The sequence below is a fragment of the Sporosarcina sp. FSL K6-3457 genome (assembly GCF_038007285.1).
In the GTDB taxonomy this organism is placed as follows: Bacteria; Bacillota; Bacilli; order Bacillales_A; family Planococcaceae; genus Sporosarcina.
The window spans coordinates 4229230-4242096 of sequence record NZ_JBBOWX010000001.1 but is presented as its reverse complement, the minus strand read 5'-3'; the positions used below and the strand labels follow the sequence as shown (position 1 = coordinate 4242096).

Here is a 12867-nt window from a genome sequence, read left to right as displayed (position 1 = left end):
AGATAGGGAGATGTTATTTTCCCTGTCTTTTCTTCATTTTATAGCTACTTATTCAATCGTGAAAGCTTGAATAGAGATGTTTTCTCAGATTAACGTGTTTATTTGAGAAACTATCCTAAAACTATGCTCTATATTTTTACATTCATGCTCATTACACATATAATAATAGCATGAATGTAAAAGGGTGATGGGTATGGATTATCGTAAAATGCTTGATTCATTAATTGAACAGTGCGAAGGACTCGTTTTGACAAAAGATGTGACAGGGGCGGGAATTCCTCGTACTTATCTGAGTTCTTTGGTAAAAGAGGATATTCTAGAGCGAGTGGCACATGGTGTTTATTTAACCAGGGATGCATTTGATGATGAATTGTATAGTTTGCAAGCAAGAAGTAGCCGACTGATCTACTCTCATGAAACAGCCCTTTATTTGCACGATTTAACAGATCGCGACCCTTTACAATGGGTGGGTACTGTCCCGAGTGGTTATAATAGTACCAATTTAAAAAATGAGGGCGTAAAAGTTTATACTGTGAAAAGGGAACTTCACCAGTTAGGGACGACAACCGGACAGACAGAATTTGGTCGTAAAATTACTTTGTATAACAGGGAAAGAACGATTTGCGATATTATTAGAAGCCGGAATAAGATGGACTCCGATCTCATCAATGAAACCATTCGGCGATATGTAGGGAGTAAAGATAAAAACATTCCACTTTTATTAAGGTATGCCGAACAGCTTAGAGTACAGAAGATTTTACAGAATTATTTGGAGATTTTGTTATGAAAACGACCAGACAACTGAAAGACTTAATTCGGAATGTAGCAAGGGACAAAGATATAAATGCCCAGTTGTTGATGCGGAACTATATGTTAGAAAGACTCCTAGAGAGAATTTCTTTATCGGAGCTTAAAGACAAGTTTATACTAAAAGGTGGGATGCTAGTAGCAGCACTAGTTGGTATTGACATGAGATCCACGATGGATATGGACGCTACTATTAAAGGATATCCGGTGACAGAAACAGCCTTGAGGGAAGTATTTGAGAAGATATTATCTGTAACAGTCGATGACGGAGTTCAAATGACATTAACAAAAATTGAAACAATCCGCGATGAGGATGAGTACAACGGTTACAGGCTTACTATTAACTCAAATCTTGAGAATATGAGAGTACCTTTAAAGGTCGATATCACAACAGGGGATGAAATTACACCCAGGGAGGTTTCTTATACTTTTGATTTACTGCTTGAGAATCGTACAATCGAGATACTAGCCTATAACATTGAATCAGTTCTGGCGGAAAAACTGGAAACAATTATATCAAGGGGTCTTGCCAATACGAGGATGAGAGACTTCTATGATATCCATATTTTATTAGCAACTCAAAGTGAACGGATTGAAAAAAGCGTTTTAGTATCTGCAGTTCAGGCTACTGCGGAAAAAAGAGGATCAGTTCATCTATTGAAAGATGGTTTGGAAATATTGAATGAGGTATTTGGCAGTAGTGATTCTGAGAAAAAGTGGACAAGATATCAAAAACAATTCGTTTATGCGGACGAAATTACTTGGGATGAAATTAAACAGGCTACTTTGAAATTATGGAGTCTTATGGAGGATTTGTTTGAGTGACTATTTGTTAGTAAACATGTTTGATATCGGCATCGATGGTGTTACTGTGTTACTTTAACTTGTAGCAACCTAGAAATATAGGGAGGAGCTTATATGATTAAATTAATTTTAACGGATATGGATGGAACGTTCTTGAATAATAGTGGTGATTTTAATAGAAAACTATACAGCGATGTAAAAAAGTTAATGACAGAAAAAGGAGTTATTTTCGCACCTGTTACTGGCAAGCAATGTGAACGGGTAGAAGAGTTATTTGGTGATGATGCAGATGATTTATGGATTTTAGGTGATAGTGCAACTCGAATTAAACATAATGGAGAATTTATTTATGAATCTCTGCTTAACAATAAATTGGGATTGGAAATTATTCAGTTGCTTGAGGAAATCAGTCTTGATCATACTATTATTGCGTGTACAGGAAGTGGTGCAGTGATAAAGGATAATATTCCTCAAGTGGAAGCAGCAATTGTCAGAAGGTCATACGCTCGAGTAAGACAAGTCTCTGATTTTAGCGAGATAACAGATGACTTTGTTAAAATCACAATCCATGATCCTTTACTTCGTTGTTTTGAAACGAGGGGAAAACTGTCCCGTTTTTTTGAATCAGCTTATATCGTCGCGTCTGAAGCAGCATGGATTGATATTGCGAATGTGAATGTTCATAAAGGTACTACAGTTGAACACTTACAGAGTTTATTAAATGTTACACCCGAAGAAACAATGGCATTCGGAGATGGTTACAATGATTTAGAGCTGATGGCTCGGTCTACATATAGTTTTGCAGTCCGAAATGCAGTACAAGAATTAAAAGATGCTGCCAATTTCATTACCCGCTCAAATGAAGAAGATGCTGTTATGAAGACAATTATTCAAATGCTATCGTTACAAGAAAGTAGAAATTCGATATAAAAGGGTGATTCAGTTAATGGCGACAATCCCTTGTTTAATCACGCTACAGCACTGCTTGCGATGATCATCAATCCTTTCGTTCCATCGGATACAGTTGGCAAAGCCATTTTGGATGAAATATTAGAATCACACAAGGAGCACTTGCCACAATTTATTCAAAATGTAAAAGTGTAATTCCCTATTTTATAGTCAGTCACTCAAACAAACGTGTTTGTTTGAGTGGCTTTTTAAATTTAATTATTTAATTAAAAATGGATAGTCCGTATAACCTTCAGCACCGCCACCGTAAAATGTACTACGATCTGCTTCATTCAGAGGTACATTACTCTTGATTCTCTCTACAAAATCTGGATTTGCAAGTGCCCATACCCCTACAGGAACCATATCTGCCAAATCGTTATCAAGATCTGTTGTAAGTTGTTCAAGTGGACGTCCAGCGCGGTTTACGAGTAATGGATTTGACCATAACTGACGAAGGTCTTTTAACAAAGGTTCATTCCCAACGTGCATAATATGGAGATAAGCTAAATCTAATTTTTCTAATTCGGCAACAAGATAGCGATATACATCGGGACCAGATTCCCCCTCGTCAATGTCATGTAGTGGTGAGGAAGGAGATATTCTGAAGCCTGTTTTGTCTGCACCAATCTCATCAACAATGGCTTTCGTTACTTCAATGGCAAAACGAGCTCGATTTTCAATCGTACCGCCATACTCATCACTTCGGTGATTTGAATTTTCACTTAAAAATTGTTGAATCAAATAACCATTCGCACCGTGTATTTCAACGCCGTCAGCTCCTGCTTCTATTGCTGCAGAAGCAGCTGTGCGGAATTGTTGAATGACTTCATTGATCTCCTCTTTGCTGAATGCCCTAGGAGTTGGTGCCTCTTTCATCCCTTCAGCGGTAAACATCTCTACTTTAGGTGCAATAGCAGATGGTGCGACAGGCTGACGGTGATGAGGCGTATTGTCGGGATGTGAGATACGTCCAACATGCATGAGTTGTATAAAAATGTGGCCGCCTTCCTGGTGAACACGACTAGTGATCTTTTTCCATCCTTCAATATGTGCTTCTGTATAGATTCCGGGTGTGTTAATATACCCTTGACCATCATCTGATGGCTGTGTCCCTTCACTAATAATCAAACCTAAACTTGCGCGTTGTCCATAGTATTCCGCAGTAAATTCTCTAGGCACGCCATCAGCTAAAGCGCGGCTTCTTGTCATTGGTGCCATTGCTAAACGGTGCGATAATGTCATATTTCCAATTTTTAATTCTGTCCATAATTTACTCATCATACATTCTCCTCGATTTTTTATATCTTCTTCATAAATTTAGCTGGGACGCCTGCAACAACAATATTTTCTGGAACATCCTTTGTGACAACTGCTCCTGCTGCCACAACAGAGTTGTCCCCAATCGTCACGCCCGGTAATATTGTTGCATTTGACCCAATCCAGACATTCTTCCCAATGACAACCGGAGAGGGATATGTTGTGTTTCTTGTCTCCAAATCCAACCCATGATTAAGTGTAGCAATCGCAACGTTCATGCCTATCATCGAGCCATCCCCTATACGAATGCCGCCCCTATCTTGGAACGAGCACCCTGTGTTTAAAAAAACATTTTTTCCAAAGGTAATGTTCTTGCCGAAGTCTGTATGAAATGGTGGAAAACACATAAATGAAGGATCCACTTTGTTGCCCGTAAGTTCACTAAAAATGTCTACGATTTCTTCTCTAGAATGAGAGGATGTATTTAATTTCGTCGTTATCCTTATAGCTTCATAGCTATTTTGAATTAATAGCCCATGTAATTTTTTATCCTCCCCTGTTATCGGATTTCCTTCCTTACAAAACTCTATAAAATCATCCATATTCATTTTTATAAACCACCTTTTAATGTTTTTCTGTATGTATTCAATTGTAAAATGATATGATTAAGGAAACAAATACCTATAACAAATACATACCCATGCTGGTTAGGCATGGGTAGGGAGGCTAACATGGAAATCCGAGTGTTACGCTATTTTATTGCTGTAGCCAATGAGCGCAGTATTTCAAAAGCGGCTGAATCGCTGCATTTAACTCAGCCGACTCTTTCTCGCCAGCTCAAAGAATTGGAAGAGCAATTAGAAACGACTTTATTTATTCGAGGGAATCGTGAAATTATCCTCACTGAATCAGGCCATTATTTACTTCAAAAAGCAAAAGAAATCCTTGCTTTAGTTGATCGAACTGAGCACAATCTAAGTAAATCCTCTGAAGATATTCATGGCGAAATTGCAATTGGTTGTGGGGAGACAGAAGGCATGCGTATTATTGCGAAGACTTTTTATAGATTACAATCCAGGCACCCTAATATTACCTTTCACCTTTATAGTGGGAATGCTGATGATGTTTCAGAACGATTAGAAAAAGGGTTGCTCGATTTTGGAGTATTCATTGATCCTACTGACAAAAATCAATATGATTTCATTAAACTTCCCTATCAAGATCGTTGGGGGATTCTGATGCGACGCGATAGCCCACTCGCGAATAAAGATACTATACAGCCGAGTGACATCGTCGATCAGCCACTTCTAGTATCCCGTCAAAGTATTGTGGATAATCAGCTTTCTGGTTGGCTTGGTCGAAGTATTAACCAGAATCCAATTGTAGCAACCTATAATCTTATTTTTAACGCTGCAATTATGGTCGAAGAAGGTTTGGGGTATGCTTTATGTTTAGATCAACTAATCGACACATCATCTAATCAAACACTTCAATTTGTACCATTCGCCCCGCCATTGAAAGCCAATTTAAATATTGCTTGGAAGAAAAACCAAGGATTATCACCTGCTGGTCAAGCGTTCTTACAGGAATTACGACATGGCTTAACAACTTAGTTTTATTATTAACCTGGCAGTCCTGTATGATTAGTAGTTCTTAAATTATATGTGAAAGGAGAGGTGATTAAGCTGAAGAAAATCTTAGCAATATCTTTGTTTGCAATACTGCTACTTGCTGGCTGTTCTAAAAAAGGACAACAAGATCCTGGGAATGAGCAGAAAATTACTATAAATCAGCAGGGAAATCAGCAACAAGAAGTAGTAGCAGAAAATCTTGAGGCTCCTTGGTCTATTGAAAAAATCGGAAGTACCTTCTATTTGACAGAAAGAACAGGAAATATAGTAAAAGTAGAAAATGGGGAAACGGAACGGCAAAGCGTAGAACTTGAGAAAGAACTTGCGACAGCTTCAGAGGCGGGGTTATTAGGATTTGTGTTAGCTCCGGATTTTCAGGAATCGAATCTAGCATATGCATATTATACGTATCGAGACAATACCGGACAATTTAACCGTATTATTACGCTACGTTTAGAAGATAATGTTTGGCGGGAAGAGAATTTGCTTCTCGATAAAATCCCAAGTGGTTCCTATCATCATGGAGGCAGACTTAAAATTGGACCTGATGGAAAACTCTATGCGACAGCAGGTGATGCATCTGAGCCTGGACTAGCACAAGATATCGATTCATTAGGTGGGAAAATATTGAGAATGAATCTGGATGGGTCAATTCCAAGTGATAACCCATTCCAAAATTCTTACATCTATAGTTATGGACACCGAAATCCTCAAGGGCTTGTTTGGTCACCTAACGGCACGCTATATGCAAGCGAGCACGGTAACTCTGCAAATGATGAAATCAATAAAATAGAAGGCGGTCAAAATTACGGCTGGCCGACTATTGAAGGTCGTGAGGAACAAGCAGGTATGGTTTCACCGCTATTCACTTCCGGAGATGAGGTAACTTGGGCACCATCTGGAATGGGCTATTATGCTGGCAATTTGTATGTGGCGGCACTAAGAGGAGCGGCAATACTAGGATTCAATCCAGCAACAGGTGAACAATGGGAAGTCATCACTGGACTTGGCAGAATCCGGGATGTGCTAATTGAAGATAACTACCTTTATTTCATTAGCAATAATACAGATGGGCGTGGCGCTCCACAGGAGAATGACGATAAGTTATACAGAATCAAACTTTCAGAATCGAATTAAAATGAATGGAATAAATCTATATAAGTTGAACTAAAGAATCCTACTAAAGCCGCTTGGCGCTAGGGGATGCCTCTCGCGATAAGCCGGCCAGAAAACCGTTGGCAGTCTTATCGCTTCGGCTACCCCAGTAGTCGCCTTCGCTGGTGATTATGCTACAATCATAAGTTCAACATATATAGTTAAATTATGATATTGATTTTCAGCGTAACATAATAAGGAAGTAATTTGGACCGTGAATGTGCTAAAGGCGCATATCACGGTTTTTTTTTACAGAGAATGTTTCACTTCCCCTGATTTAACATGAATGTAATCAAGAGTCTTACTATGGTCAGTTTAATATTAGATATAGTGTGCTATTACTAATAAAACAACTTGACTATCTGACTGGGGTCATATAAAATACAATTATTCTGTTAATTTGGAGGTTAAACTAATGCGAACCGGCGCAAAGGCGAAAAGCTCAGTGAAGCTTTGGTCACTTTCTTTTATTTTTCTTATGATCGCAAATGCTTTACTATTTATGGCATTTGAGATGCTACTACCGACCTTGCCTTTATTTGTTACGACGCTTGGTGGGAATGCAACGCAAATAGGGCTTGTCACAGGTATTTTTATGATTTCTGCGATTGGGGTTCGTCCCTTTGCAGGAGTTCTTGCGACAAAAATGAATAAGAAATATTTGCTGATCATTGGTGCGACAATTTCTACATTAACAACAGGCGCTTATTATTTAGCACCTAATATAGAGGTATTAATGGCGATACGCTTAGTGCATGGTGCAGGATTTGGACTTGAGACAACTTATTTTGCAACAATTGTGGCCGAAGTAATACCAAAAGAACGTCGTGGAGAGGGCATTGGCTATTTTGGTGTTGGTGAAACCGTGGCAATTTCAATCGGTCCGATGGTTGGGATTCTATTACTCGATGTATACGGTTATCAACGTCTATTTTTAGGCGGCATGGCTATTTTGTTATTAGCGACATTGTCTTTAGTAGTAGTAAAGCGAAAAGCAGAAGATGCACTGCCTACGCAAAAAATTCGTGTGAAACTATTTGAAAAACGAGTGCTGTTCCCGGCGTTTTTAGCCCTATTCACAGGCGTAGCAGCTGGCGGAATCATGTCCTACATGTCTCTTTACGCGCTGGAGAAAAGTTTTGAGCATGTTGGCCTATTTTTCTTTGTTGTCGCGATTGCAGGTTTTGTCGTTCGTTTTTTCTCGGGACGTTTGTTTGACAAATATGGTCCGAGTGTTATTTTAATTCCCGCTGGTATTATAGCGCTCACGGGTTTATGCGTTTTATATATGGCACAGACGAGTACGTCATTCTTTGTCGCGGCATTTTTATACGGTTTTGGCTTCGGGGCCATTTTTCCTACGATTCAAACATGGTGTTTAAATTTAGTGGGAGAGCATGAGCATGAAGGGGCGATGGCTACTTTCTTTAACTTTTTTGATATCGGTATTGGTGGTGGTGCTGTGTTACTTGGACTTGTTGCAGCGAGCTATTCGTACCAAGCGCTCTATCTAGTGGCGATTGCTTTCTATATCATCTATTTAATCATGTATACTATGTATGAATTACATAAAATTATTGTGAGAAAAAGGGTCAATAACCCGCGACTGAAGTCGCAGGCTTGAAAGAGCCTTAATTGACTAGCCTAAGTCTTTACTGACTACGTTGTTTGTGTCATGACACCATAGAATGCCAACTCTAGTTCTATGCAACTGTCGCATGTGATTAAAAGCTCTGAGGGAAAGGAGCGGTGTTGCATGCCTAACAAGCACTTACAACATTGGCGAAGAGTAGCTAACTCGAGGGAGGTAAACGATATGCTCGTTTACGTACTGAACAAACATGGACAACCGCTTATGCCTTGTAAGCCGCAGAAAGCACGTAAGCTGCTGCAACAAGAAAAAGCAAAAGTTGTCCAACGAACACCTTTTACAATTCAATTGCAATACGGATCCAGTGGTTACAAACAGCCTATATCATTGGGCGTGGATGCCGGAACCAAACATATCGGACTTTCAGCTACAACAGAAGGCCAGGTGCTATTCGAAGGCGAAGTTAAGCTTCGTACTGATATTCAAGAGTTGTTGGCAACTCGCAGATCTTTACGAAGTGCTAGACGAAGCCGAAAGACTCGCTATCGTCAACCACGCTTTCTCAATCGTAAGAAAAATAAAGGGTGGCTCGCTCCATCCGTTCAAAACAAAGTAGATATGCACACAAAGATGATTGCCAAAGTGCATAAGCTACTTCCGATTACGCATGTAACGATTGAAGTTGCGCAGTTTGACATTCAAAAGATTAAGAACCCAGCTATTTCGGGTGATTTGTATCAAAAAGGAGACCAGCTTGGCTTTTGGAATGTACGGGAGTACGTATTCTTTCGTGATAAGCATGTATGTCAACATTGCAAAGGCAAAACAAAAGACAAGATTTTAAATGTTCATCACATCGAAAGTCGCAAGACAGGTGGTGATGGTCCAGACAATTTATTGACACTCTGTGAAACGTGCCATAACAAGATTCATCAAGAAGGAAAAGAACATCTATTTACGCGTAAAAGTGCCTCGTTTCGTGATGCTTCTCAAATGACGGTAATGCGATGGTTTATTCATCGACAAGTGAAAGAGTTATATCCACACGTTAAACTGACTTATGGATTCCAAACAAAAAATACACGTATCCATCATGGTTTAGAAAAAAGTCACGCCGTGGATGCAAGATGCATCAGTGGAAATCCACTTGCGACAGCGTTTAACAATACGTATTTATTTAAGCAAGTACGAAAAAATAATCGCCAACTACATAAGATGACGATTGCTAAAGGTGGTTATCGGAAAGCCAATAAAGCAGAACGATTCGTTAAGGGGTTTCAACTGTTCGATAAAGTTCTATTTGAAGGCATTGAGTGTATCGTGTTTGGTCGACGAAAAACAGGCTATTTTGATTTGCGAACAATAGATGGAGTAAATATACACAAAAGTGCAAGCTTCAAGAAGCTACGAGTAGTGGAGAAAGCTAGTACGCTGCTCGTTCAAATAATTTAAAGAAGGGAAGTGCAGGCTGGCTCCTCTCACGACTGAAGTCACGAGTTTCCGCCAACCCAAATCTTTATGAAAGAACAGATCAAGCAAGTGGCGATTCTGCACTTTAATAAATTGGGCTATGAGGGCGTCAAAATGGCACATATTGCAACAGAACTCGGTATAAAAAAGCAGTCGCTATCCTATCACTATCCTTCCAAGAAGGAGTTAGTAATGGAACTTTATACAGAAGTGATTGCACAAGAAATCGAGTATGTAGAACATTTTTTCAGGCAAGAGAAAGAGCTCCCTGTTAAAGATCAGTTATACACGTTCTTACAACAATTGAAGGTACGTGTTCAACAACAACCTAATGTGACATTTTTACAAATTACTGCCTTTATGGTGCCATTCGCCTTACAAAATTTTATTGTATCCAAATACCATACATATTTACATGTAGTGAAACAAGAGATTTTATTGGTTTTTAGTCAACTGGAAACAAATTGTTCGAAGGAAGAGTGCACAATTGCCTTTTTGGCTATTTTTGATGGACTGTTAACGAAATTAGTTTACGAACCAAGTCAATCATTCGAGGAAGTACTCGATGCTGCATTCTCTATTTTTTGGAGAGGTATTTCCTAATCAAAGTACCCGTCACTCATTCAATCGTGAAAACGATTGAATGAGTGACGGGTATCTTTTCTCTATTCCTTGTTGAGTAAATCGGCTAGTTCAGACCAATTTGTGATCTGTGGAATAGCTAAATGCTTATTATAGGATTGAGCCTTCGCAAATAAGTTCAGCTGACAATCCTTCAATGTTTCAAGAACTGCGGGCTTGTCATCGAAATAATAGTCAAGTTCCAACTCTTTTATAATATGAACCTTATCTTCATCATTCATCCCGTAAAAAAAACGTTCTTTGTGAACTGGAAAGCTTTGTTCAATCATCCATTCCATTGTACGTTCGCCATGTTCTTTTGGCCTTGCGGTAATATAATAGATTTCATGTCCATCTTTTTCTAGCTGTTGTAATGTTTCTACAGCGTCAGGGTATGCTGGGCACGATGTGTAATAGATTTCTTCTAGTGAACGATTCCACATTTGACTGCCTTCTTCTGCCGTCATGTCGAAAATTTCATGAATTTCAACCTTGTTTAATGCATGAAAGAGATCTATATGCACATCTCGATTTAACTTTTTGTTGTACAGTCGAAAGGCATGCTCTCTTAGATTAATCAATGTATCATCGATATCAAAACCAAACTTCATATTAATCTCCCTCAGTTTGTTGTCTAGTATATTTCGGATAGCCGGTGAACTTGAAATCTTTCCCTATTTGCGTAATATGGAGGTCTTCCAAATCGACTGCGTCGCGCATTAATGCGACGCCTGTACCTTCTAGGAAAGTAGGTGCTTGTGAGCCGCCAACTAATTTCGGCGCTATATAAATCTCTACCTTGTCGACGAGTTGTCTTTCAAGGAAGGCGGCATGAATCGAACCACCACCTTCAATTAAGACAGAAGAAACAAGTTTTTCACCGAGAATCTGAAGAACTTCGTCTGTGTCTACATGTTTAATACCGGAAGTATGATAAATCAAAACTCCTCTTTCTTCCAACTTTTTCTTAGTATCTTCATTATACGTATTTGCAGTAAAAATCCACGTTTCCGCCTGTCCATCCGTTACTACCTTCGAATCGAGAGGAATGCGTAATGTAGAATCTAAAATAACACGAATCGGATTTCTACCATTCGGAATCCTTGTTGTTAGTTCGGGGTTATCCTCGATTACCGTATTGACGCCGACTAAAATGGCCATGTTCTCATTGCGCAATACATGCACATCGTTTCTTGCCTCGGCGGATGTAATCCACTTACTATCAGCAGTATGTGTAGCAATTTTTCCATCCAATGTACTTCCGGCTTTCATCGTGACGAAGGGCCTCTGTTTGACGATGAATTTGTTAAATACTTCATTCATCATTCGGGATTTTTCCTCTAATACACCGATCACCACTTCAATTCCTGCATCTTGCAAAATCTTAACACCGTTTCCAGCAACGACTGGATTCGGATCAAGTGTGGCAATCACGACAGTCTTAATTCCAGCTTCAACAATCGCTTTTGCGCATGGTCCCGTTCTTCCAACATGTGAGCATGGCTCAAGGGTGACATAAATTGTCCCGCCATTCGCTTTCTCACTGGCCATTCGGATGGCATGTATTTCAGCATGGGGTTCACCAGCCTTTAAATGCGTACCAATCCCAACAATTCGATTTTCATTGACAATGACTGCACCTACAAGCGGGTTTGGATCAGTTTGTCCTTTCATGGCTTGTGCATTTTCTAGGGCCAAATTCATGTAAAATTCATGGTTAGTCATTTGGCTGATTCCCTTCCTCAATATGTCCAGAGCGCTGAATTTTTGTTTGTAAATACTTTTCGTTGAACTCTGATTGATCTCCCCATAGCGGCTCACGACCTGAAACAGGAAGACCCGCATTCTTCATTGCTTCCAGTTTCTTTGGATTATTCGTCATGAGCTTGACCGGTTTTGTTCGAAGTGTCTTTAAAACACGAATGGCATCGTCGTAATTTCTAGAGTCATCGACAAACCCAAGGCTTTCGTTTGCTTCTACTGTATCGTAACCATTCTCTTGGAGTACATACGCCATCGCCTTGCTGAATAAACCGATTCCGCGGCCTTCATGGTTCGCCAAATAAAACAGCGCACCTGTCCCGTGATCGACAATATTTTGCATAGATTGTTTTAATTGATAGCCGCAATCACATCTTTTACTACCAAATATGTCTCCCGTATGGCAAATGGAATGCATCCGAATGAGCGCATCATCTGCCTCTTTAAAATCTCCGTAGACAAGCACGCTTGACTGTTGGTACTCCGCCAAATTAGCAGATGATAGCTGATCAATAATGTCTTGATAATTCTCTGTTACTTGGCAGCGATTCAGCCAACAATACCAGTGAAAAATAACTGTTTCCCCGTAAAGGTTGACGGGTAATTTAATAGGGCCAACCAAATAAATTGCCCCTTCATCTGTTTCGATTAATTGAATTTTATCTTTTAAAATATCAAGAACTTTCGGTTCTAGTTTCGCATGTAACATAGAATCATTCCTTTTAGTTGAATTGGGGTTATTGTGTACATGGGGCTTTAACGATTTTGATTTAAATAGTATGTTAAACCACCTAATCAAATTATTGTAGTATACATTCT

The 12867-nt window shown here is 39.4% G+C and carries 14 protein-coding genes; 9 read left to right on the top strand and 5 right to left on the bottom strand.

Annotated features, from left to right (window positions below; translation table 11 throughout):
• Nucleotides 1-193: 193 nt before the first annotated feature.
• From N1I80_RS20530 to N1I80_RS20515, 4 genes are all read left to right on the top strand, one after another.
• A complete protein-coding gene (locus tag N1I80_RS20530) occupies nt 194-787 on the top strand; it encodes a type IV toxin-antitoxin system AbiEi family antitoxin domain-containing protein (RefSeq protein ID WP_340739685.1) in 594 nt (197 codons plus the stop codon).
• Nucleotides 784-1632 (top strand): nucleotidyl transferase AbiEii/AbiGii toxin family protein, encoded by an 849-nt coding sequence (locus N1I80_RS20525; RefSeq protein WP_340739684.1) that lies wholly within the window; start codon nt 784-786, stop codon nt 1630-1632. The genes N1I80_RS20530 and N1I80_RS20525 overlap by 4 nt, the downstream gene beginning before the upstream one ends.
• 93 nt (nt 1633-1725) lie before the next feature.
• A complete protein-coding gene (locus N1I80_RS20520) occupies nt 1726-2541 on the top strand; it encodes an HAD family hydrolase (protein ID WP_340739683.1) in 816 nt (271 codons plus the stop codon).
• Between the two features lie 30 nt (nt 2542-2571).
• Nucleotides 2572-2715: a hypothetical protein gene (locus N1I80_RS20515; RefSeq protein WP_340740123.1), complete on the top strand. Its 144-nt coding sequence runs from the start codon at nt 2572-2574 to the stop codon at nt 2713-2715.
• A 63-nt stretch (nt 2716-2778) separates the two neighbouring features.
• Here N1I80_RS20515 and N1I80_RS20510 read toward each other — a convergent pair whose 3' ends face one another.
• Nucleotides 2779-3840 carry an alkene reductase gene (locus N1I80_RS20510; protein ID WP_340739682.1) on the bottom strand — a complete coding sequence of 354 codons (1062 nt, stop codon included), beginning with the start codon at nt 3838-3840 and terminating at the stop codon, nt 2779-2781.
• A 20-nt stretch (nt 3841-3860) separates the two neighbouring features.
• On the bottom strand, nt 3861-4427 hold the full coding sequence (locus N1I80_RS20505) for a sugar O-acetyltransferase (protein ID WP_340739681.1): 567 nt from the start codon (nt 4425-4427) through the stop codon (nt 3861-3863).
• Between the two features lie 123 nt (nt 4428-4550).
• Here N1I80_RS20505 and N1I80_RS20500 point away from each other — a divergent pair, with 123 nt between their 5' ends.
• From N1I80_RS20500 to N1I80_RS20480, 5 genes are all read left to right on the top strand, one after another.
• Nucleotides 4551-5432 (top strand): LysR family transcriptional regulator, encoded by an 882-nt coding sequence (locus N1I80_RS20500; RefSeq protein ID WP_340739680.1) that lies wholly within the window; start codon nt 4551-4553, stop codon nt 5430-5432.
• 72 nt (nt 5433-5504) lie between these two features.
• Nucleotides 5505-6587, top strand: coding sequence for a PQQ-dependent sugar dehydrogenase (locus tag N1I80_RS20495; RefSeq protein WP_340740107.1), 1083 nt, complete (start codon nt 5505-5507; stop codon nt 6585-6587).
• Nucleotides 6588-7020: 433 nt separating this feature from the next.
• Nucleotides 7021-8229, top strand: coding sequence for an MFS transporter (locus N1I80_RS20490; RefSeq protein WP_340739679.1), 1209 nt, complete (start codon nt 7021-7023; stop codon nt 8227-8229).
• A gap of 192 nt (nt 8230-8421) precedes the next feature.
• Complete coding sequence (iscB, locus tag N1I80_RS20485; RefSeq protein WP_340739678.1) at nt 8422-9648, top strand: RNA-guided endonuclease IscB; 1227 nt, start codon at nt 8422-8424, stop codon at nt 9646-9648.
• Nucleotides 9649-9714: 66 nt separating this feature from the next.
• On the top strand, nt 9715-10269 hold the full coding sequence (locus N1I80_RS20480; protein ID WP_340739677.1) for a TetR/AcrR family transcriptional regulator: 555 nt from the start codon (nt 9715-9717) through the stop codon (nt 10267-10269).
• A gap of 62 nt (nt 10270-10331) precedes the next feature.
• Here N1I80_RS20480 and N1I80_RS20475 read toward each other — a convergent pair whose 3' ends face one another.
• The 3 genes from N1I80_RS20475 to N1I80_RS20465 are packed head-to-tail and all read right to left on the bottom strand — an operon-like array spanning nt 10332 to nt 12757.
• A complete protein-coding gene (locus N1I80_RS20475; RefSeq protein ID WP_340739676.1) occupies nt 10332-10898 on the bottom strand; it encodes a 5' nucleotidase, NT5C type in 567 nt (188 codons plus the stop codon).
• Nucleotide 10899: 1 nt separating this feature from the next.
• The gene (ribD, locus tag N1I80_RS20470; protein ID WP_340739675.1) at nt 10900-12012 is read right to left on the bottom strand and encodes a bifunctional diaminohydroxyphosphoribosylaminopyrimidine deaminase/5-amino-6-(5-phosphoribosylamino)uracil reductase RibD; all 1113 of its coding nucleotides are present in this window, start codon (nt 12010-12012) and stop codon (nt 10900-10902) included.
• Nucleotides 12005-12757 (bottom strand): GTP cyclohydrolase II, encoded by a 753-nt coding sequence (locus N1I80_RS20465; protein ID WP_340739674.1) that lies wholly within the window; start codon nt 12755-12757, stop codon nt 12005-12007. The genes ribD and N1I80_RS20465 overlap by 8 nt, the downstream gene beginning before the upstream one ends.
• Nucleotides 12758-12867 lie beyond the last annotated feature (110 nt).

Coding starts and splice junctions, on each gene's coding strand:
- N1I80_RS20530 (WP_340739685.1), top strand. CDS start 194: ATGGATTATCGTAAAATGCTTGATTCATTAATTGAACAGTGCGAAGGA.
- N1I80_RS20525 (WP_340739684.1), top strand. CDS start 784: ATGAAAACGACCAGACAACTGAAAGACTTAATTCGGAATGTAGCAAGG.
- N1I80_RS20520 (WP_340739683.1), top strand. CDS start 1,726: ATGATTAAATTAATTTTAACGGATATGGATGGAACGTTCTTGAATAAT.
- N1I80_RS20510 (WP_340739682.1), bottom strand. CDS start 3,840: ATGAGTAAATTATGGACAGAATTAAAAATTGGAAATATGACATTATCG.
- N1I80_RS20505 (WP_340739681.1), bottom strand. CDS start 4,427: ATGAATATGGATGATTTTATAGAGTTTTGTAAGGAAGGAAATCCGATA.
- N1I80_RS20500 (WP_340739680.1), top strand. CDS start 4,551: ATGGAAATCCGAGTGTTACGCTATTTTATTGCTGTAGCCAATGAGCGC.
- N1I80_RS20490 (WP_340739679.1), top strand. CDS start 7,021: ATGCGAACCGGCGCAAAGGCGAAAAGCTCAGTGAAGCTTTGGTCACTT.
- iscB (WP_340739678.1), top strand. CDS start 8,422: ATGCTCGTTTACGTACTGAACAAACATGGACAACCGCTTATGCCTTGT.
- N1I80_RS20480 (WP_340739677.1), top strand. CDS start 9,715: ATGAAAGAACAGATCAAGCAAGTGGCGATTCTGCACTTTAATAAATTG.
- N1I80_RS20475 (WP_340739676.1), bottom strand. CDS start 10,898: ATGAAGTTTGGTTTTGATATCGATGATACATTGATTAATCTAAGAGAG.
- ribD (WP_340739675.1), bottom strand. CDS start 12,012: ATGACTAACCATGAATTTTACATGAATTTGGCCCTAGAAAATGCACAA.
- N1I80_RS20465 (WP_340739674.1), bottom strand. CDS start 12,757: ATGTTACATGCGAAACTAGAACCGAAAGTTCTTGATATTTTAAAAGAT.